The organism is Streptomyces sp. NPDC021212 (genome assembly GCF_044332925.1).
Classification (GTDB): domain Bacteria; phylum Actinomycetota; class Actinomycetes; order Streptomycetales; family Streptomycetaceae; genus Streptomyces.
Map to the genome: position 1 here is coordinate 82,666 of NZ_JBIRPZ010000004.1, position 19,700 is coordinate 102,365.

Below are 19,700 nucleotides of genomic sequence, written 5' to 3' on the forward strand. Positions count from 1 at the left end.
CCTCCTGATATCAGATAGCGAGACACACGCCTCACCACCCGACCAGGCCGGACCAGACGGACCTGGGCGGACCAGGGGGATCATGCGGCACAACGTCCCCGTACCGCGGATACTCCCGGCATCCCGTACCACTCGTTCAGCGACGAACCCTGCCCGCTTCCCGGCGAAGCACACGGGAACGTAACCCAGCTCACAGGGCGCGCGGAGGCCGCACCGGCGCCCGCGCGGGCTCCCGGGGGCGCCCCTAGGGGCGCAGGGACCGCAGCCCCAGCGGCTCCGCGATCTCCGCCGCCATGACCCGGCCGGCCTCCTCCGCCAGCGCCTCGTCGCCGCCCTCGCTACTGTCCGTGTCCAGCCCGTTCAGCTCGTCCAGCGGGCTGTCCAGCCGTACGTGCGCGACGAGCGACTGGAGCGCGCGCAGGGCGGCGGAGGCGGTCGTACCCCAGTTGGAGAGGTACGAGAACTGCCACCACCACAGCGCCTCGTTGATCCGGCCCTCGCGGTAGTGCGCCATGCCGTGCCGCAGATCCGTGATGATCAGCGCGAGATCGTCGGAGATGCGGCAGGGGACGGGCTCACTGCGCGGTACGTACGGGTCGAACACCTCCGAGTAGACGTCCACCGGCTCCAGCAGCCGGGCGAACCGCTCCCGCAGTTCGTCCACGTCCGGCTCCGGGCCGGTGTCCGGCTCGTACCGCTCGTCCGGTACGAAGTCCTCGTGCGCGCCGAGCCGCCCGCCGGCGAGGATCAGCTGGGAGAGCTCGAGCAGCAGGAACGGCACGGCGCTGGCCGGTTCGTCTCCCTTGGCGACCTCGGTGACCGCGACGATGAAACTCTCGATCTGATCGGCGATCTGGACCGCGAAGTCGTCCGGGTCCGGGTGGGCGTCGTGCAACGTTGCGTCAGACATCGAGAAGTCTTCTCCCTTCGAAGGCACGACCCAGCGTGACCTCGTCGGCGTACTCCAGGTCTCCCCCGACGGGAAGACCACTGGCCAAGCGCGTGACCTTCAGGCCCATGGGCTTGATCATGCGCGCGAGGTACGTGGCGGTGGCTTCACCCTCCAGATTCGGATCGGTGGCCAGGATCAGCTCGGTGACCGTTCCGTCCGCGAGCCGGGCGAGCAGCTCCCTGATCCGCAGATCGTCCGGACCCACGCCCTCGATGGGGCTGATCGCCCCGCCGAGCACGTGATAGCGGCCCCGGAACTCGCGGGTCCGCTCGATCGCGACAACGTCCTTCGGCTCCTCGACCACGCAGATGACCGCGGGGTCGCGGCGCGGGTCCTGGCAGACCCGGCACTGCTCGGCCTCGGCGACGTTCCCGCACACCGCGCAGAACCGCACCTTCTCCTTGACCTCGGTCAGCGCGTGAGCGAGGCGTCGGACGTCGGTGGGCTCGGACTGGAGGATGTGAAAGGCGATCCGCTGCGCGCTCTTGGGACCGACGCCGGGCAGCCTGCCCAACTCGTCGATGAGGTCCTGGACCACGCCCTCGTACACGCCTGCATCCAATCTCGCGCCGCCGCGCGGTGGCTGTACTTCATATGAATATTCAGTTGCGCCGGTCGAAACCGGCCACAGGGCCCGTCGAACGGTCCGTCCGGCCCCGCCGCACGGCCCAAGGCGACGGACCGTATACGGGCCCTCGGTCCAGCCCTCCGGCTCTTCAGCCCTCAGCCGCGGGCCTTCCGGCCCCGGACCTCCGGGCCTCGGACCCTTGAGCCCGGACCTTTTGGCCGCGGGCCCTTGAGCCCCGGACCTTTTGGCCCCGGGCCCTCCACTCCCGGGCCTTCAGTCTCATGCCTTCGGCCTCAGAAAGGCAGACCCGGCATCCCACCCAGCCCCTGCGCCAGCGGGCCGAGCTTCGTCTGCTGCAGCTCCTGCGCCACGTGGTTCGCGTCGCGGACGGCCGCGACGACGAGGTCCGCGAGGGTCTCGGTGTCCTCCGGATCCACCGCCTTCGGGTCGATCACCAGACCCTGCAGCTCACCGGCACCGGTCACGGTCGCCTTCACCAGCCCACCGCCCGAGGACCCCTCGACAGGGGTACGGGCCAGCTCCTCCTGGGCCGCGGCGAGGTCCTGCTGCATCTTCTGCGCCTGCTGCAGCAACTGCTGCATGTCAGGCTGGCCACCACCGGGAATCACGCGTTCGCTCCTGGCTGTCGACTGCGGTTCTCTTCGATAGCCCGAGCCTACGTGCTCCCACCGCGCCTTGCCCTACGCCGTACGGAGGAGACGACCGCACCCGGGATCCGGGTCGAGCGGCCTACTCGTTCGCGATTTCCTCGATCACCGTGGCGCCCAGCTCGCGCACGATCAGGTCATGCCCGCTCAGCGCGGTCTCGTCCAGGTCCGGGTCGTCCTCGGCCGGCATGTCGTCCTCCGGCGAGATGGGCGGAGGCTCGGGCTCCCGGTACGCGGACGCCTCGGGAGGCGGCCCCGCGTCGGCGGGGGCGGCGGGCGCCGGGGCCGGGGCCGCCGGTGCGGGGGCGGCCGGGGGCGCGGGGGCGGGCGGCCGGGGCGGGGCGGGCTGACCGCCGCCCCCGCCGAAGCCGCCGCCTGCGCCAAATCCTCCGCCTGCGCTTCCGCCGCCTCCGCCTCCGCCGAAGCCGCCGGTCGGTCCCGCCCCGGGCCCGCCGGACCCGCCGGACCCGCCCTGCCCGCCGGAGGGATCGACGATCGCCTCGATGCGCCACTGCACGCCGATCGCGTCGTTGAGGGCCTGCCGGAGGACGTCCTCACTGCCGCCGTTGGCGAAGCTGTCGCGGGCACCCGCGTTGGGGAACCCGATCTGGAGGGTCGTGCCGTCGAAGCCGGAGACCGTGGCGTTCTGGCTCAGCAGGATCCAGGTGAAGCGACGGCGGTTCTTGACCGCCTCCAGAATGTCCGGCCACATCTGCCGCACCTGCATGGCGCCCTGCGCCATGCCCGGAGTCGGCTGAGGCTGCCCGGCCCCACCGGCAGGACGCCCCTGCCCTTCCGGCCCAGCCCCGGCTGCCGGCCCCGCACCAGCCGCGGGCGTGGAAGCTCCCGACCCGGGCTGTGCGCTCGTGGGCCAGGCCCCCGGCCGCTGCCCGCCGCCCGCCGCGGGCGAACCGCCGGGCTGCTGGCCACCGCCACCCGCGCCTGCCTGCGCGCTCGCGGGCCAAGCACCGGGCCGCTGCGCCTGCCCGGCCGCACCGCCGCCTCCGCCTCCGCCCGCCGAGGGCCAGGCACCGGGCCGCCGCGCACCACTGTCCCCACTACCGCTGTCCGCACCGCCATCCGCCGCGGGCTGCGTATCGGCCGCTCCCGAGGCGTCGTACCCAGGCGCCGGCCCCCCACCGCCACCAGCAGGCGGCCCACCTGCCGCTTCTTCCTGACCCTGCCCCTGTCCGCCAGGCTGCGCGGGGGCCCCCGGCGCACCCTCACCCGCACCACCCGGCCCACGACCGCCGGCCATCGCCGCGCGGGCGGCCGCCGGGCCGGACGGCCCGGCCGGGACGTGGGCCTCGGGCCCCGGTACGTACCCCACAGCGGGCCCGGGCCCACCGGCGACGCCACCGCCACCACCGACGCCACCGCCCAGGCCGCCCGCCAGGGCACCCCGCTCCAGCCGCTCCAGCCGCGACTGCACCGACCGCTCGTCGTCGAATGCGGCGGGCAGCAGGACCCGCGCGCAGATCAGCTCCAGCTGGAGCCGCGGCGAGGTGGCGCCGCGCATCTCCGTCAGCCCCTCGTTGACGAGATCGGCCGCCCGGCTCAGCTCGGCCGCGCCGAAGACCGACGCCTGCGCCTGCATCCGCTCGATCACATCGGCCGGCGCGTCGATGAGCCCCTTCTCCGCCGCGTCCGGCACGGCGGCGAGGATCACCAGGTCGCGCAGCCGCTCCAGCAGGTCGGCGACGAAGCGCCGGGGGTCGTTGCCGCCCTCGATCACATGGTTCACGACCTCGAAGGCCGCCGCCCCGTCGGTCGCCGCGAACGCGTCCACGATCGCGTCGAGCAGCGAGCCGTCCGTATAACCGAGCAGCGAGGTGGCCATGGCGTACGTCACGCCGTCCTCGCTCGCGCCCGCGAGCAGCTGGTCCATGACCGACATCGAGTCCCGGACGGACCCGGCGCCCGCCCGCACCACCAGCGGCAGCACCCCGTCCTCGACCGGAATGTCCTCGCGCCCGCAGACCTCGCCCAGATAGTCGCGGAGCGTCCCCGGGGGCACCAGCCGGAACGGATAGTGGTGCGTACGCGACCGGATGGTGCCGATGACCTTCTCCGGCTCGGTGGTCGCGAAGATGAACTTCAGATGCTCCGGCGGCTCCTCGACCACCTTCAGCAGGGCGTTGAACCCCGCCGAGGTGACCATGTGGGCCTCGTCGATGATGTAGATCTTGTAACGGCTCGACGCGGGCCCGAAGAACGCCTTCTCCCTCAGCTCCCGCGCGTCGTCCACACCACCGTGCGAGGCGGCGTCGATCTCGATCACATCGATCGACCCGGGCCCGTTCCGCGCGAGGTCCTGGCAGGACTGGCACTCCCCGCACGGCGCCGGGGTGGGGCCCTTCTCACAGTTCAGACAGCGGGCCAGGATGCGCGCGCTGGTCGTCTTGCCACAGCCGCGCGGACCACTGAACAGATACGCGTGGTTGACCCGGTTGTTGCGCAGCGCCTGCTGCAGCGGATCGGTGACATGCTCCTGCCCGATGACCTCCGCGAAGGTCTCGGGGCGGTAGCGGCGGTACAGCGCGAGGGACGACACGCTTACGACGATATCGGGGCCCACCGACATCCGGACGCCGCCCGGTGCCCCCCGCCCACAACGCCCCCACAACGAAAGGGCCCCCCACGCACCCGCCAGAGCCCACTTACCCTTGCTGCCTTCCGGCCCTGGGGGAGTTCGGTGAGATAGCGCCACGTGAGGGGCTGGCCCCCACCCTAGCGGATAGAACGGGGTGGGAACGAGTTCGCGAGCACTCCCGATCGTCTTGTAGAGTCTCCAGCGGAGGATTCGCCTAGAGGCCTAGGGCGCACGCTTGGAAAGCGTGTTGGGGGCAACCCCTCACGAGTTCGAATCTCGTATCCTCCGCCAGTGCCTTCACCGGGCACGATGTCGAAGGGCTCCACCGCTCGCGGTGGGGCCCTTCGGCGTTTTCCGTCTCACTTTCCGTCTCGGTTGGAGCAATCGGCTGTCGTCCCGTCGAACGGGTCCCGCTGCTGCGGGAAGGTGGGCGCGCAGTCGGGGCAGGCGTAGACCGTGCCGCCGCCGGCGCTTGCGCCGTGCCCGATCGCGACCACGACCGACTGCCCGGTGGTCGTCTGGCAACGGGCGCAGACCTGAACACTCACCGGGCCGTCGCCTCCTCGGCGGGCTCAGCGGCAATCACCCGCACCAAGACCTCGCGGAGCCGGGCCGCGTCGGTCAGATACCGATCGGGCCCCACCGGGATACGCCAGTGCAGGCGCGGACCATCCGTCCAGCCCGCTGGCGGTACGCCGACGTACGTAACCACGGCACCCCGCGCGCCCAAGGCCTGTACCTGCTGCACGCCTCGCCAGTCCTGGGCATGGCTCGCCGGAATGAGCCAGTACATCAATCCGTAGTCGGCGATGACGGCGCCGGACGTGTCGGAGAGCAGCTTCAGGGCGCGTTCGCCTATGTCCGCCGAGGCCCGTACCGCGTCCCAGTACAGCCCGACTTGGACCAGCTCCACGTCGTCTCCGCGCGGCGGCATCCACGGCAAGGCATTGGCACTCATGCGTCTCCTTCCCCGTTACGGGTAGTGAGGAGACGGAACCGTGCGTCATGCTGAAGCGGCCAGGGCCGACCCGCGCCGCGCATGCCCGTATGCGGCCGACGCATACGGACAACGGACGAACGGCGAGACCCAGGTACGAAACAGGGGTGGGCATGAACTGGTCTGCGCAGGCGATCCGGGACGCCTCCCGCCGAGGTGACTTCGGCCGGGTGGTGAGCCTGGCTCGCCGTGCTGCCGGCGTCTCCCAACGCCAGCTCGGTGACGCCTGCGGAATCAGCCAGTCCGCCGTCTCACGCCTCGAAGGCCGCGGCACGGCCTCCTACGACATGACCATCCTGGCGAGAGCCGCCACGCATCTGCACATTCCCCTGCGTCTGGTCGGCCTCGCCGACCACGCGGCGGCGCATGCCGCCGAGAATGGACAGCACGACGTGCACCGGCGCAACTTCCTCGCGGGAACCGCGGCGATAGCCGTTACACCCGCGCTCCCCACTCTTCGCCCCCACCCCACGGACGCTGAGCAGGCAGCAGCACTCCGGATGGCCACCACAGCCTTCCGCCGCCTGGACGGAACCACCCCCTCCCGGCACCTGTCCGAACCGGTCCTGGCACACCTGCGGCTCACCCAGACCATCACGGGCGAGGCCGAAACCCCCGAGCAGCGCGCCCGCCTGGCCGCCGTGGGCAGCGAAGCGGCGTCGCTCGCCGGGTGGCTGGCCTGGGACATGAACGACATCGGCTCGGCCCGTACCTGGTACGACGCGGCCATCAAGGCCGCACGCACCTCCGGCGACCGGCTGCTGTTCGCGTATCAACTCGGCAGCCTGGCCGGGTTCGAGGCGGACGCGGGCAATGCCACCCAGGCCCTGTCCCTCGTCCACCGCGCCCGTCGTCATCTGGGCGAGGACGCACCGGCCATCGCCTCAGCGTGGCTCAGCACGGTGGAAGCCCAGGCGCACGCGGCATCCGGAAACGCCGCCGCCGCGGACACAGCCTTACTCCAAGCCGCCCACCACACCGACGCCCTGGCTGACGACCGACAACCCCCGTGGCCATGGGTGTTCACCTTCACCCACAGCAAGGTCGCAGCGGCCCGGCTGACCTGTGGCGCGCGCCTCGGCCTGCCGAAGTGGGTGACCACCTCCCAGGACACAGCGGCTGCCGCGCTGACGTCAAGCCACGAAAAACAACGCGCGCTGCTGACGCTCGACCTCGCCGCCGCGCATCTCACAGGCGGTCGGCTGGACGGCGCGATCGCCCTGGCCACTCGCGCGCTGGAGACCGGCGTGCGGTACCGATCCGGCCGGATCATCGAACGCGCCTGTGGACTCCGGCGGACCTACGCGTCGCCGACTCCCCCCAAGCTCGTCCGCGACTTCGACGACCGTCTGCACGGCATCTACCTGTGACCACGAAAGGAACACTCATGCGCCTGGGCATCACCGGCCACCGAGGTCTGACCCCGAAGACGGAGCGGTTGGTTCGCCTGGCCCTGGAAGACGAAGTCTCCCGCCACACCCCCGATCTGGTCGCGGTCTCCTGCATCGCCGACGGCCCGGATGCCTGGTTCGCCGAGCTGGTGCTGAAGGCCGGCGGCCGCCTTGAGGTCGTAGTCCCCGCGGAGAAGTACCGCGACGGTCTGCCGGAGGAGCACCACGAGACCTACGACCGCCTCCTCAAACAGGCAACGGAGGTCCACCACACGGGCCTGATCGAGTCGGACTCACAAGCCCACATGACCGGCAGCGAAATACTGATCGGCCTCGCGGACGAACTGATCGCCGTCTGGGACGGCCAGCCCGCCCACGGCTACGGCGGCACCGCTGACGTAGTGACCTACGCCGACCGCACCGGCGTCCCCACCCGAGTGGTCTGGCCGAAGGGCGCCACCCGCGATATGCGGCCATGAGGCATCTTTCTGTCGACGTGCGCGCATCGCTTCGGTTCTTCGCCTTCTACCTTGCGAACGGCACCCTCGACGTCGACCTGCTCGACGGCATCGACTACCGTCCGGCCCTCTTCCAGTTCGGTTCTGCCCTGGAGCAGGTATTCGCGATCTACGGCAACGTGCTGGAGATTGACGAGAGCGGTCAAGTGCTGAACGACGGAGAAGCTCAGTACCGCGCCGCCCAATGGATCCGCGCCCACTGCGACCCGGGCTACCAGGTCGAGCCGCCGTTTCAGACGTGGGAGACCGCACTCCACGGTCCCTGACGGACACCTCACGTACAGGGCAGCCCTGCCGGAACAGGTGGCAGCTCCCGCGCCTTGCTCAGGGCGAGGAGACGAAGCCAGCACGACGATCGAGGTGGAACAGGCGGCCCGGAGTTGCTGGGGCCCAGCCTGCACGTAGAGCGAGCTCGATCGCCTCGGCAACCTCTGAGGGCAGCATCGGCTTCTACCACGCCATCATGCGCCCGGTCTGGGACCAACTCGAACGCCCCGGCAGCGCGCCACGGGTCTGGCAGGCCAGTCGTCGTCGCTTCGTCAGCAACGTCCTCGGGCCCCATTTCGAACAGGTCTGCCGTGACTGGGCCCTCCATCACGCCGACCCCGAACTCCTTGGCGGGCTACCCGCCCGCGTCGGACATGGCGTCGTCCATGACTCCAAGACCCGCACCAGCCACGAGGTCGACGTGGCGGTCATCGGTATCGCCGACGGCGCCAAGCCACCGCTCCTGGCCATCGGGGAGGCCAAGTGGAACGACACCATGGGCCTGGCCCACATCGACCGCCTCCGGCATATCCGCGACCTTGTCACGCAGGGCGGACGCTACGACACGAGCGCCACACGACTCATCTGCTTCAGCGGAGCCGGATACAACGATAAGGCGCACGCCGCAGCGGCAGCCGATCCGGGCATCCGACTGATCGACCTGGCGGCCCTCTACGGGCAGGTCTGAAGTACGCCCCCGCTTGCCCGGTCGGCGGGGACGCAATGGTGAGCGCCGCCCTGTCATCGGCGTTGTGGCGCGCGACGTGCCACCTTTCCGGCACACAGAGGTGAAGCGTCGACTGTTGTCCGTTCTACCAAGGTTCCCAGATGACACAGAGCACAGGTGCCCCTGTCGGGCTCTTCCACCAGGGACGTTTATCCGGGGGACGGCCCCAGGCGCTGGACGCATGGCGTGTCACCACCGGCGACGCCGCCGTGGCCGCTCGAGTCGCCGGCTTACTCGGAGGCCGACCTCAGCCGAACGAAGGGGGAGGCCCTGGCCGTCTGCGACCTCGCCATGGAACTGGTCGTCCTCACGACAAAGGCGGGAATGAGCGTCGGCTATCGAAAACCGGTGGTCAAGGTACTCGGCAGCCCTGACACCGTTGGGCAGGAGCCCTCACCGACAGCCGCGCCCACACCTGCTCCGACACCATTTGCTGCATCCGCACTTCGCCGCAAGTCCAGGCAAGCCCCTGAGCCCGGCACTCCGTCTGTGCCTGAGCCGACTTGCCCGGTCTCCGTGGATGCCGCTCTGCTCCGCCGTGCTGCCCGCGTGTTGGGCACCAGCGACCACCAGGAAACCGTGATCGCCGCCCTGTCCGAGGTCGTGGCGGCCCGAACACAAGCCGCTGAGCTGGCCCGGCTGCGCGAACACGTAGAACGCATTGCAGCCATAAGCGGGCAAGCGCTACAAAGCGGGAATTCCTTGCTCACCTGACCGGTCCCGACCGTCTCAGATTGGTCATCTGTGGCTGCGCGCGGTGGCCTCAGTTTCGGCCAGGCTGCCATGGCGCTTGCGGCTCATGGCCGCGGCGGCACTTGGTGGAGACGGCGGTCGCCTTTGAAGGTCACATCCCTTCGTGGCGAGAGGCCGAGTTGGAGTCGCTTGCGGCATTCGGCGCGGACACCGCGGCACTGTTGCGAGATCGCCGAGGGGGACGGGACGCAGTGGAAGCGGGGGTGGCGAAACAGAGCGCGACGCTCGGGCACATCCGCAGCGGCGGGCTGTAGGACCTTCTCGATCCCGAGAAGTTGAGCGGTCTTGGGCGCACCCTAGCGCTCGACGTAGCGCAGGAACTGCCAGCCCAGCACAGCTAGAGCAAGCATCTGCAGGATGGAAACGATCAAGAGCAGAGGTTGGACGGCGCGAGAGCACCAGAATGCGATCACGCAGGTCATCGGCAATGCCAAGTACGTGAACAGATCGACAGCGGTTTGCAGGCGCTTGCGCGTAGTGCGGCTCGGGTCGCCGCGATGGTAGGCCTCCCAGCCGAAGACGGCGCCACGGGCATCACTGACCTCGGCCAACCGCGGCCCCAGTTGGTCGCGGATGTAGCGGGCGATCGTCGAGATCTTCTCGTCGTTGACCAGGTAGGTCCAACCCAGGACCAGGCAGATCACAGGGACGACGAGCAATACCTGAGCGTGCCTGTCCTGGACCGTGATCGCCAGGGCCGCCGTAGACGCGGCGAGCGTGACGTAGAGCAGGTTGTCGCGAAAGCCGATCCGAGCCTTCTGCTCCTCCTTGATTCGGTCGTACTCGGCGAGTAGCAGTGTGCTCTCGGTAACACCCTCTGTGGCGGCCACAGCATCCCCAAACTCAAGTTGTGGCTGGGCTGAGGAGTGGGCGGGCACGGCACCGGCAAAGTTGCGAGATGCCCGAGTTATTCACTTGGGTGATCTCCCCTTTGCCAGTCCCCTGCCCGACCTCAAGACCCGGAAAACTCAGTCGCCAGCGCGAAAGGATGGCGGGTTGTTGGGGTTGTTTCGCTCGAGCCAGCCTTTTCCCTCTGCCGCGATCCCTTCCAGTAGGCGGAAGGTGTGGGTGAAACCAGCCGAATTGAGGTTGATTTCGGAGATTTCCTGAGCGTTTTCTTCAGGAGCAAGTTGATGCGCATCGGCGTCTTTGACGCGGACACTCCTGGCAGGCCCGTTGGAAAGGATCAGTTCCAGGTCGTAGCCGACATTGACTCGCTCAGTGACGTGCACGGAGGACAGCGCGTCGAACCGGTAGTTGCTTCGCTGCAGGTTCGCTCGTGTCGCGTCCGTGAAGTCGTATTCAGTGTTGATTTCACGAACACCGTCCTGTGTAACCAGGAACAGACAGAGGCTGTAGCGCGAGTACCGCCAAGGACCACCCTTTTCTCGTCCTCGCTTGTAGGGACGCGCAGGTGTCATGAGGATGGTGTGGGCGATGATGTTGCGCCAGCTGAGTTGGTAGTTGCGGAGCGCTTCGTCGACAAACAGGGTTTTGTCGCAGGTGAGCCAGGTCTCCATTTCCAACTCGGTGGGTCGCGTGGCGTCCAGGAATTCCTTCCATTGCTGATATGCTGCTTGTCGCGCACCCAGGCTCTCATGGTATTCTTGGGTTTCTTCGGCGAATCGACGCTCTTCGCTGCGCATATGCAGCCATGACAACACAGCTCTACGTCCGGCCCAGACGGCACCGGCTATGGCGAGGAGCGCCAGTAGCATATCGAACGGACTGGCCGCTGTGGCCACCGTCATGACTAGAGCCAGGGCCGTGATACCGAAGGCGATGAAAGCGATCACGCATATGGCCTTCATTTTCAGCGGTGTCTTGTATTGCTGACGATGATCGACCAAAGTCCCGCTGTTGAAGCGGTCTCGGACATCCTGAGCCAGGTAGCGAATCAGCCAGTTGACCCTGTCCACGCCGATTCTGCTCTCACGGTAGATAAACGAAATCTCCGCGACGAGGGTATTACGGACACCAGCAGTATGATTGAGCCACTCCTGCGGGGCAATCCCAACCGGCGTGCGGGTACTGAAGTAGTGGTCGAAGGAATGGCGGACTTGGTTGGTGAACCCGTCTCCCGCGAAGGCGGGATTGCTCATTTGCGCAGCGTGGTACTCCTGGTTCTTGGCTTTCAGCCGTTGCTCCTGGTACCACCATTGTTGGCCGAAGCGCGCGGCAGTGAGGCCGGCGCCAAGCGCCACCAGCAACTCGACGAGTGCCGCGACCGGATCCGCGACCAGTGCCGAGATCCAGAGCGATCCGGTGGCGATGGTGAACAGGCCGACCCAGACAGCGAGGCCTGCCAGGGCATCGGCGGCGGTGTTCGCATTGGGCGGGAGCGCCCGTGGCCCGATGGGCTCAGGTTCGAAGTAGGCCCAGACCCGTTGGACACGGTCATTGCTGAAGCGGGCGGTCTCAGCCAGCTCGCGAGTTTCCACCCACAGGCTGTCTTTCATCCCTCCGGTGAGCACGAGGTCGAGATGGTGGAGGATCGAGTCACGCTGGCGAGGTGACAGGGCTCGCAGCCGCTTCAGTACAGGTCCGGTTTCGCCGTCCGTGTCGCTGAGAATCTCCAGCAGTTCGAAGGTGACGTGCAGGGCAGTTTTCCACTCTCCGTCGGCGAAGGTCCGTACGAGTCCGGATGCCTGGTGCAGTCGCTGGAGTTCTTCGGCGCTGAGGTCGTGGTAGGCGCGTTTACTGAGCATGGCAAGTACCCAGTGGAAACGGACCTCCGCACCGTCGTATCCGTGGGCGATGGCGTCACTGATCATGTCGCGAGCGCGACTGGGTACGCCGTCCTCCAGGAACCGCACACCAACCTTGTACTTCTCCTGGGGCGATGCTTCCGGGTGGGTGAAGTACACGTTGGAGTTGTGCACGGTCTCGGCCTGGATACCGACGGTGGAGTCGTATGCGGCCGAATTGTGCGTGAAACTGGGGCCATCGGTCATGACAACCCACCCACCGCAATGATCAGCGGTGCCAGCTTGGCTGCCAGCTCGGAAAGATCTGCGATCAGTCCGCGCAACCTCTTGAGTGCCATGGTCACCCTCTTCGGCGACTCGGGAGCGTTCTCCCTTGCCGCTCGGCTGGCGGTGTCCAGCTCGGCCTGCGCCTCTTCGTAGGTGTCGTCGTCGAGGGCGCCCTCAGCGTGGTGACGCTTCAGGTGCTCACGGAAGCTGTCCAGTTCCGCAACCAGGTCCACCAGACTGGATACCTTGGGATTCGCGTTCATGTAGACGTTGCTTCCGGTGACTGAACCAGCCATGATCCCAACGGTGCTGGAATGGGCGGTGTTGCGAACGTGTTCCCTGAGACTGTCGGCCCTGTCATCCTGGGACATTGCGATCTGCTCCTGCTCTCCGACCAGTTCTGCGGCCAGCCGCGTGGCGAAGGCCGCCGCGTTCGCTGCGGCCAGTGGTTGCCAGTTACGGTCTTCCGCGCTGCTTTTCGAACCGTCCGCTCGATCGCTGATGCCGCGGATGATGGCGACTGGTGCCCCATTGAGATGACCAGCCTGCGCCACACCGGCGGCTTCCATTTCGATCGCGAGCGCATCGTTGTAGTGCTGCCGGATCCACTCTGCCTCGGCGGAAATCCGAGAGTTCTGTACGACCTCACCAGCAGCGATCGCGCCGAAATGCACTTGTGGCGCGTTCCTGTCACCAGGCGTGTCATCCCAGTCGCTTGCGCGAGCCAGATACGAGCCAAGCTGGCTGATGCCGTGCGCCGCCTCCCACACCCGGGGACGCGCCTTGAGCCCGTCGTCCTCGCTGGTCCCACCGTGGTATGCGTACACGTGAGTGGCCATCACCACGTCGCCCAGCCCGGTGGTATCCCGCAGAGCACCGGCGACACCGACGAACAACACAGCCACTGGCGAGAACTCCTGTATCGCGCGCTCCGCGAGCACTGCGGCGGGATGATTCCCTTTGTTCGTCAGGCCGAGCGCCACACGACACGTCGTGTCCGGCACGGTCCCCACCTCGAACCGCGTGCCTCGCTCATGACGGTGCACCTGCGGCCGGGCCAGTTTCCGGCGCACGGCCTCGTACTCGAGATTGAGGGCGGTGAGCACCACCACCAGGTCTTTCGGCATCTATTCCCCCTCCTCTTCCGTCATGGACGGCACAGGTCGGATCAGTGGTGGGGACAACACCGTCCTTGGTCCGGCCCGGAACAGTCGCGCGGGCCGTCCTCCCGTGGTCCTGCTTCCCGAGCCAGCTGGGACGATGAATCCCTTCACGGCCTGGACTTTCCGGTAGAAATTACGTGTGTCGAGCTCGGTGCCCCACACCGCTTCGTACACCTGCTGCAACTCGGTGATGGTGAATAGCTCCCCGCAGAACGCCGTGGCCAGCGCCGAGAACTCAAGCTTCGTACGCGCGCGTTCGACTCCATCCGCCACGATCCGGCTGTGATCAAAAGCCAGTCTCACCTGCCCGGAGAGGACGGCATCCGCGGGAACCCACGAAGCATCCGCGGCATCCGTTGCCGCGACCGGCTCAGGAAGTCCTGGCGCGATCGCCAGGTGAGCCACGGAAACAACTCGCCCCCGCGGATCCCGGCCCACGTCCCCGTAGATGGCCAACTGCTCAAGATGCAACCGCCCGGCATCCAGAGCGGTTTCCTCGCCCAACTCGCGGTGCGCGGCGTCCAGGATCGCCTCGCCAGCATGATTGAGGAACCCCCCAGGCAGCGCCAGCATGCCCAGAAATGGCTCCTCGCCCCGTTCAACGAGCAGGACACACAACCGCCCCTCACGCAGCGTCAAGATCACGAGATCAACTGTGAGCAACACGGATGGCGGCGACCAGGAGTCAGCTTGCATGTTCCTAACGGTACTTCAGTTACTGTCTCTTTGACAAGAAGTACCGGGATAGGCCGACTCCCAGGCGTGACAGGGGTGAGATCTGCCTGGTTCTGCAGCAAGCGTCAGGGCCGTTCCCTCGCTGAAGCCACAGTCCCCGGCCCCCTGAAGCGCTGAGCGCGCGGGGCTCGGCTGGGCCTCGTCCCGGACGGGGCTTGCCGGCACGTTCACCGTGACCGGTCAGCTGGTCATGCGTCCAAGCTCAACGGCAGGCAGTTCACCGACGCCCCGGGCCTCTACTTTGCGCATGGGCCTGGTCGAGTGGACTCACAAGCCCACATGACCGGCAGCGCCACCCGGGACTGAATCACACCGCGCGAGGGCCGCCCATCAGGCAAGCACAGTGGTGCCGATCAAGGCCGCTGTCAGCCATCGGCTGGGACCGGACACCCGACTGAGAACCAGAGGTAGGTTGGCATCGCTAGGGATAGTATCTCCATTGATACTATCCCTAGCGGGAGGCTTATCGTGCTTCGTTTCATCGGGCGGGACCGCGAGCTGAGCGTGCTCCGCAACGCCTTGCAGGCGGTTCAGGGTGCCGCCGGGTCCGCGAAACCGGGGCAGTGCATCGTCATGCGAGGAAGACGGCGAGTGGGCAAGTCCAGCCTCGTCGAGGAGTTCCTCCGGCGTACGGAGACGCCGTACCTCTTCTTCACGGCGGCGGGCGGCACGGCGGAGGACGAACTGACGGAGCTGCTCGACGCCGTCGCCAGGTCCACCCTGCCGGAGCGGGGACTGTTCTCGGAGGAGACCCCCGATCAGTGGAACGCAGCGCTCAGGCTGCTTGCGGAGATCCTGCCCGACGACACCCCCAGCGTCGTCGTCCTCGACGAGGTTCCGTATCTCATGGACCGCATCGACGCCTTCGAGGGCATGCTCCAGCGGGCATGGGACCGGCTGCTCAGCCGCAAGCCGGTGCTTCTTCTCCTGGTCGGGTCCGATCTGTCCATGATGGAGGCGCTGAACAGCTACGACCGTCCCTTCCATCAGCGGGGCCGGGAAATGATCGTGGGGCCGCTGAACCCGGCCGACATCGGCGAGATGCTCGGCCTGTCACCGGCGGCCGCGTTCGACGCCACTCTGATCACCGGGGGCCTCCCCCTGATCTGCGCCGAGTGGCGGCCCGGAGCGGACGTCTGGGAATTCCTCCGCGACTCGCTGGACAACCCGATCTCGGCACTGCTGGTCTCCGCCGAGCGCTCGCTGGCCGCGGAGTTTCCACCGCAGGCGATGAGCAGGGAGGTCCTGCGGGCCATCGGATCCGGGGAGCGAACCTTCACCAACATCGCTCGCGCGGCGGGCGGCATCGCCCACACCACGCTCACCCGGGCCACTGACGTACTGACCGAGAAGCGGGTCGTCGCCGCCGAGCTGCCGCTCTCGCTGAGGCCGTCGAAGGAACGCCGCTACCGGGTGGCCGACCCCTACCTGCGCTTCTGGCTCGCGTTTCTGGATCCGCACATGGCGGAGATCGAGCGGATGCGGGGAGATCTCACGCTGAGCCGGATCAAGGAGCGGTGGACGAGCTGGCGTGGCCGCGCGATCGAGCCCCTGGTCCGGGAATCCCTCGCCCGGCTCCTGCCGGACGGGCCCCTGCCCGCCGCCCCGGCGGTCGGCGGGTACTGGACCCGCAGCAACGACATCGAAATCGACCTGGTCGGCGCCGACCGGCAGCCGGTGGCCAAACAGTTGCTCTTCCTCGGCTCGGTCAAGTGGCTGGAGAACTCCGCGTTCGACAGCCACGACCTGGCCGCACTGCAGAAGCACCGGGCAGCGATCACCGACGAGCCGGTACCGCTCGTGGCGGTCTCCCGCAGCGGGGTCGATTGTTCCGGCCTTCAGGCGGTGTACGGCCCCGAGGAACTGCTCAGCGCTTGGCGCAGGGCGTGAGGGGGTCGTCCGCTCAGTGGACCGTGTTCGGGAGCGGGCACGGCCCCCTGGCGTACCGCGGTTGCCTCGGCTTCCTGCTGCCGTGGCCGCCGTACGGATCGCAGCCACCGCCACGGCGCCCAGCAGCACGATGCCGCGTTGCGCGCGTATCTCCGGGGCCTGGCGGGCGATCCTGGGAGCGGCCATCAGGGCTTGGAGCAGTCCGCCGAGCCCCATCGCGACCGCGCCGATGAGCATCGGCCCCACGGCCGGAGCGAAGGTCGCCACCGTCCCCGTGGTGCCCCACAGCACGGACGCCGCGAGCACGCACAGCGATCCCCCGCCGACCGAACCGGCCGCGCTTCCGCCGGGCCGCCTCACAGCCGGTCCAGCAGGTCCGACGCCATCGCGCGGGCGTGCCGCAGACGGGTGTCCTCGCCCTCCAGACCGGCGCGCGCCATCGCGCGTGCCTGCTCGGAGCACTCGGGCAGCAGTTCCTCGAGATGGCCGGTGAGCAGGGCCTCGACCTCCTCCTTGTGGCGGCGCACCACGGCTCGCCCCTCGTCCCCCGGTGGGCAGCTCGGCGGCCGCGTTCAGCAGACCGCACCCGCGAAAGCCGCGCTCGTAGGCGACACCGCGTGATCGGCGTACGCGTCGAAGACCGCGAGGACACCGCCGCGCGGATCCCGGGTCTGCTCCATACTGGCCCCGCCACTCCTCGTGCCGCGCCTCGAGGTAGGCGCGGCACCGGATCGGCCGTCACAGCCAGCCGTTGCGGCGGAAGCCTCGGTGCATGGCGAAGCAGGCGGTGGCGATGACGACGATGATCAACGGGTAGCCGAAGCGCCAGTGCAGCTCGGGCATGTGGTCGAAGTTCATGCCGTAGACGCCGCACACCATGGTGGGCACGGCGATGATCGCCGCCCAGGCCGTGATCTTGCGCATGTCCTCGTTCTGGGCGACGGTCACCTGGGCGAGGTGGGCCTGGAGTATGGAGTTCAGCAGGTCGTCGAAGGCCGCGATCTGCTCGGTGACCCGGGCCAGGTGGTCGGCGACGTCCCGGAAGTACGTCTGTATGTCGAGGTCGACCGCGGGGAGGCGCTGAGTGGAGAGCCGTTCCATCGGCCGGTCCAAGGGCGCCACGGCGCGCTTCAGCTCCAGCAGCTCGCGCTTGAGCTGGTAGATCCGGCCCGGGTCGGTTCGGAGCGCGGGCTCGGGGGCGAAGACCTCGGTCTCGACCTGCTCGATGTCGTCCTGCACCGCGTCGGCGGCCGCGAGGTAGTCCTCGACCACATGGTCGGCGATGGCGTGCAGGACCGCGGAGGGGCCCCTGGCCAGCTGGCCCGGGTCCGCCTCCAGCTCCTCGCGCATCGGGCCGAGCGATCCGTGGCGGCCGTGCCGTACGGTGACGACGAAATCGGGCCCGGTGAAGACCATGACCTCGCCGGTGTCCACGACCTCGCTCGTCGTGGTCAGCTCGTCGTGTTCGACGTACCGGACCGTCTTGAAGACGGTGAACAGCGTGTCGTCGTACGTCTCCAGTTTGGGCCGCTGATGGGCATGGACGGCGTCCTCGACGGCCAGCGGGTGGAGGCGGAACAGGTCGGAGATCCCGGAGAACTCCTGCTCGGTGGGTTCGTGCAGCCCGATCCACACGAAGCCGCGCCCCGCGCGTCGCACCCGCTCGATCGCCTCCTCGACCGGGCAGTCCCCGGGCTGGCGCTTCCCGTCGACGTAGGCCACGCAGTTCACCACCGACGTGCCGAGCGGCGAGCGGGCGGGGTGGTTGAGATCGACGCGGCGGCGCCGGCGGGCCAGGCGCGCCACCTTCCGGAGGTTGCCGACCATCGACATAGGAACTCCTTCGGCTGAGCTACGGCCGGCCCCTCCCCCGGCCGGGGGATCGCGCCGGCTGCGCCCACAGCGTACGACCCGGTCCTTTCGCGGCGGCAGCCTCACCAAAAGCAGCCATAGGGATACAAAAGGGGTGTCGGGAGCTGCTCGGCAGATCGCTGTCCCGAGGTTCTCGCATAGGTGCGGCATGCCGGTCGGTGCCTGCGGGCCGCTGGCTCCTGGGCCATCGGCCCGCCACGGCGGTCCCGTGTGTCCTCCCGTGCCGCCCCGGAGGCATACCAGCGCCCTCGCAAGGTTTCCGCAAGGGTCGGGCAAGCCTTTCGCCCGCCGGGCCGGGCATCGGAACGGACGAGAGGCTCAAAAGGCTGAGTCCGGGGAAACCCGCACGAGAGAACTACAGGGGGGCGCCATGTCGGCGTTGAGCACCGTCGCACCGTCCACGATGGACGAATCCCGCCAGTGGCTGACGCTGGGGGACCGGAAGAAGGTACTGGCCGTCGTCCACACCGTCACCTACACGAAGCGAATCCTCGACGTCCTGTCGCTCCTGGAGGCCGATTTCAGGATCCAGGTGGTGTTCACCGCACCGCCCCATGTCTTCGGGGACGAGTTACCGCGTTTCCTCGAACAGTTGGGAAGCCCTTGGATCCCCTGGGAAGAGGCCACACGGATGGCGTTCGACCTCGCCGTGGCGGCGGGGCCGCGGCACGTGGAGAAGATCCGAGCGCCCTTGATCACCCTGCCTCACGGCGCCAATTACCTGAAACGCGTGCCGGGGACAGGGGACGCGTGCGTAGCAGGGTTGCGCAGGCGGGACCTCCTTCCCGGCGGCACGCTGCCGGCCGCCGTGGTGGTGCCGCACCACGCTGATCTGGTTGAGCTGGCGCGTCATTGCCCTGAGGTGCTCTCGCTGGCTCATGTGGTCGGCGATCCGGTCCACGACCGGATCAGGGCGAGTGTGCCCCGACGCGCCTCGTATCGCCGGGCGCTGGGCCTCGCGGATGGGGAGAAGCTGGTGGTCGCCGTCTCCACCTGGGGACCCAACTCGTCCTTCGGCCGTTTCGAAGCGCTGCTGCCCCGTCTGATCGCAGAGCTTCCGTCCCGTCAGTACCGTACGGCCCTTCTGGTCCACCCCAATGTCTGGTCCGGCCACAGCCGATGGCAGATGAAAACGTGGTTGGCAGGGTACGGTCGGCACGGAGTGGGCGTGGTGCAGCCCGAAGAGGATTGGCGCTGCGTACTCATCGCCGCCGACTACATCATCGGCGATCACGGCTCGGTCACTCTGTACGGAACCCTCACCGGCGCCCCGGTGCTCCTGGTGGGATCGCCGGAGGAAGAGATCAATCCGTCCTCCCCCGCCGCCACCCTCGCCGTCACCGCGCCCGCCCTGTCCCCCGCCCGTCCGCTGACCGAGCAACTCGCCTACGCCGCCTCCGAATACCGCCCGGAGGAATACAGGGCGATCGCCTCGCGTATCACCTCGGAGCCCGACCGGTTCAACCGGAACATGCGTCGACTGATGTACCGGGTGATGGGGGTCGGCCAGCCGGCCTATGAACCGCTGACGTTGCCGCTGCCGGATCCGCCGAGGCTGGGCGCATGGGCGCCCGGCAGGGGAGAGGAATCGGCATGAGGCGTCCAGACTGGTGCTTCGTCACCGTGGAGTT

At 68.2% G+C, this 19,700-nt stretch carries 17 protein-coding genes, 1 tRNA gene, 1 other RNA gene and 1 pseudogene; 7 read left to right on the top strand and 13 right to left on the bottom strand.

Annotated features, from left to right (window positions below; genetic code table 11):
* Nucleotides 1-244: 244 nt before the first annotated feature.
* The 5 genes from ACH4SI_RS11765 to ffs all read right to left on the bottom strand — a co-directional run bounded on the left by ACH4SI_RS11765 (nt 245) and on the right by ffs (nt 4,910).
* Nucleotides 245-910, bottom strand: coding sequence for a DUF5063 domain-containing protein (locus ACH4SI_RS11765; protein ID WP_398295391.1), 666 nt, complete (start codon nt 908-910; stop codon nt 245-247).
* Nucleotides 903-1,502: a recombination mediator RecR gene (recR, locus tag ACH4SI_RS11770; protein WP_009716708.1), complete on the bottom strand. Its 600-nt coding sequence runs from the start codon at nt 1,500-1,502 to the stop codon at nt 903-905. The genes ACH4SI_RS11765 and recR overlap by 8 nt, the downstream gene beginning before the upstream one ends.
* 311 nt (nt 1,503-1,813) lie before the next feature.
* Nucleotides 1,814-2,149, bottom strand: a complete 336-nt coding sequence (locus tag ACH4SI_RS11775; RefSeq protein ID WP_009716707.1) for a YbaB/EbfC family nucleoid-associated protein — start codon at nt 2,147-2,149, stop codon at nt 1,814-1,816.
* A 121-nt stretch (nt 2,150-2,270) separates the two neighbouring features.
* Nucleotides 2,271-4,742 (bottom strand): DNA polymerase III subunit gamma and tau, encoded by a 2,472-nt coding sequence (locus ACH4SI_RS11780; RefSeq protein ID WP_398295394.1) that lies wholly within the window; start codon nt 4,740-4,742, stop codon nt 2,271-2,273.
* 73 nt (nt 4,743-4,815) lie between these two features.
* Nucleotides 4,816-4,910: signal recognition particle sRNA small type (ffs, locus tag ACH4SI_RS11785), an RNA gene on the bottom strand.
* A 74-nt stretch (nt 4,911-4,984) separates the two neighbouring features.
* Between ffs and ACH4SI_RS11790 the strand changes: the two genes are divergently transcribed.
* Nucleotides 4,985-5,072: transfer RNA gene (locus ACH4SI_RS11790), tRNA-Ser, on the top strand.
* Between the two features lie 68 nt (nt 5,073-5,140).
* On the opposite strand, the gene ACH4SI_RS11795 is transcribed toward ACH4SI_RS11790, so the two are convergent.
* Both ACH4SI_RS11795 and ACH4SI_RS11800 read right to left on the bottom strand, forming a co-directional pair.
* A complete protein-coding gene (locus ACH4SI_RS11795) occupies nt 5,141-5,329 on the bottom strand; it encodes a hypothetical protein (RefSeq protein ID WP_398295396.1) in 189 nt (62 codons plus the stop codon).
* Complete coding sequence (locus tag ACH4SI_RS11800) at nt 5,326-5,739, bottom strand: hypothetical protein (RefSeq protein WP_398295398.1); 414 nt, start codon at nt 5,737-5,739, stop codon at nt 5,326-5,328. The genes ACH4SI_RS11795 and ACH4SI_RS11800 overlap by 4 nt, the downstream gene beginning before the upstream one ends.
* A gap of 152 nt (nt 5,740-5,891) precedes the next feature.
* On the opposite strand from ACH4SI_RS11800, the gene ACH4SI_RS11805 reads away from it, so the two are divergent.
* The 4 genes from ACH4SI_RS11805 (at nt 5,892) to ACH4SI_RS11820 (ending at nt 8,642) form a co-directional block, all read left to right on the top strand.
* Nucleotides 5,892-7,148 (top strand): helix-turn-helix domain-containing protein, encoded by a 1,257-nt coding sequence (locus ACH4SI_RS11805; RefSeq protein WP_398295400.1) that lies wholly within the window; start codon nt 5,892-5,894, stop codon nt 7,146-7,148.
* A gap of 17 nt (nt 7,149-7,165) precedes the next feature.
* Entirely contained in the window at nt 7,166-7,648 is a 483-nt protein-coding gene (locus ACH4SI_RS11810; RefSeq protein ID WP_398295402.1) for a hypothetical protein, read from the top strand.
* A complete protein-coding gene (locus ACH4SI_RS11815) occupies nt 7,645-7,953 on the top strand; it encodes a hypothetical protein (protein WP_398295404.1) in 309 nt (102 codons plus the stop codon). The genes ACH4SI_RS11810 and ACH4SI_RS11815 overlap by 4 nt, the downstream gene beginning before the upstream one ends.
* A gap of 197 nt (nt 7,954-8,150) precedes the next feature.
* The gene (locus tag ACH4SI_RS11820) at nt 8,151-8,642 is read left to right on the top strand and encodes a hypothetical protein (RefSeq protein WP_398295407.1); all 492 of its coding nucleotides are present in this window, start codon (nt 8,151-8,153) and stop codon (nt 8,640-8,642) included.
* Between the two features lie 1,088 nt (nt 8,643-9,730).
* On the opposite strand, the gene ACH4SI_RS11825 is transcribed toward ACH4SI_RS11820, so the two are convergent.
* From ACH4SI_RS11825 to ACH4SI_RS11840, 4 genes are all read right to left on the bottom strand, one after another.
* Nucleotides 9,731-10,264, bottom strand: coding sequence for a hypothetical protein (locus tag ACH4SI_RS11825; protein WP_398295409.1), 534 nt, complete (start codon nt 10,262-10,264; stop codon nt 9,731-9,733).
* Nucleotides 10,265-10,402: 138 nt separating this feature from the next.
* A complete protein-coding gene (locus ACH4SI_RS11830) occupies nt 10,403-12,388 on the bottom strand; it encodes a hypothetical protein (RefSeq protein ID WP_398295411.1) in 1,986 nt (661 codons plus the stop codon).
* On the bottom strand, nt 12,385-13,536 hold the full coding sequence (locus tag ACH4SI_RS11835) for a purine phosphorylase (protein ID WP_398295413.1): 1,152 nt from the start codon (nt 13,534-13,536) through the stop codon (nt 12,385-12,387). Before ACH4SI_RS11835 ends, ACH4SI_RS11830 begins: the two co-directional genes overlap by 4 nt.
* Complete coding sequence (locus ACH4SI_RS11840; RefSeq protein WP_398295415.1) at nt 13,537-14,268, bottom strand: NUDIX domain-containing protein; 732 nt, start codon at nt 14,266-14,268, stop codon at nt 13,537-13,539.
* A 507-nt stretch (nt 14,269-14,775) separates the two neighbouring features.
* On the opposite strand from ACH4SI_RS11840, the gene ACH4SI_RS11845 reads away from it, so the two are divergent.
* Complete coding sequence (locus ACH4SI_RS11845) at nt 14,776-16,197, top strand: ATP-binding protein (protein ID WP_398295417.1); 1,422 nt, start codon at nt 14,776-14,778, stop codon at nt 16,195-16,197.
* A gap of 356 nt (nt 16,198-16,553) precedes the next feature.
* Here ACH4SI_RS11845 and ACH4SI_RS11850 read toward each other — a convergent pair.
* Nucleotides 16,554-16,920: pseudogene (locus tag ACH4SI_RS11850) on the bottom strand (TetR/AcrR family transcriptional regulator); the annotation flags it as partial.
* Nucleotides 16,921-16,935: 15 nt separating this feature from the next.
* Nucleotides 16,936-18,030 carry a magnesium/cobalt transporter CorA gene (gene corA / locus ACH4SI_RS11855; RefSeq protein ID WP_398295420.1) on the bottom strand — a complete coding sequence of 365 codons (1,095 nt, stop codon included), beginning with the start codon at nt 18,028-18,030 and terminating at the stop codon, nt 16,936-16,938.
* 409 nt (nt 18,031-18,439) lie between these two features.
* On the opposite strand from corA, the gene ACH4SI_RS11860 reads away from it, so the two are divergent.
* On the top strand, nt 18,440-19,666 hold the full coding sequence (locus ACH4SI_RS11860) for a hypothetical protein (RefSeq protein WP_398295422.1): 1,227 nt from the start codon (nt 18,440-18,442) through the stop codon (nt 19,664-19,666).
* Nucleotides 19,667-19,700 lie beyond the last annotated feature (34 nt).

Coding starts and splice junctions, on each gene's coding strand:
- ACH4SI_RS11765 (WP_398295391.1), bottom strand. CDS start 910: ATGTCTGACGCAACGTTGCACGACGCCCACCCGGACCCGGACGACTTC.
- ACH4SI_RS11800 (WP_398295398.1), bottom strand. CDS start 5,739: ATGAGTGCCAATGCCTTGCCGTGGATGCCGCCGCGCGGAGACGACGTG.
- ACH4SI_RS11805 (WP_398295400.1), top strand. CDS start 5,892: ATGAACTGGTCTGCGCAGGCGATCCGGGACGCCTCCCGCCGAGGTGAC.
- ACH4SI_RS11810 (WP_398295402.1), top strand. CDS start 7,166: ATGCGCCTGGGCATCACCGGCCACCGAGGTCTGACCCCGAAGACGGAG.
- ACH4SI_RS11815 (WP_398295404.1), top strand. CDS start 7,645: ATGAGGCATCTTTCTGTCGACGTGCGCGCATCGCTTCGGTTCTTCGCC.
- ACH4SI_RS11820 (WP_398295407.1), top strand. CDS start 8,151: ATGCGCCCGGTCTGGGACCAACTCGAACGCCCCGGCAGCGCGCCACGG.
- ACH4SI_RS11830 (WP_398295411.1), bottom strand. CDS start 12,388: ATGACCGATGGCCCCAGTTTCACGCACAATTCGGCCGCATACGACTCC.
- ACH4SI_RS11835 (WP_398295413.1), bottom strand. CDS start 13,536: ATGCCGAAAGACCTGGTGGTGGTGCTCACCGCCCTCAATCTCGAGTAC.
- ACH4SI_RS11840 (WP_398295415.1), bottom strand. CDS start 14,268: ATGCAAGCTGACTCCTGGTCGCCGCCATCCGTGTTGCTCACAGTTGAT.
- corA (WP_398295420.1), bottom strand. CDS start 18,030: ATGTCGATGGTCGGCAACCTCCGGAAGGTGGCGCGCCTGGCCCGCCGG.
- ACH4SI_RS11860 (WP_398295422.1), top strand. CDS start 18,440: ATGTCGGCGTTGAGCACCGTCGCACCGTCCACGATGGACGAATCCCGC.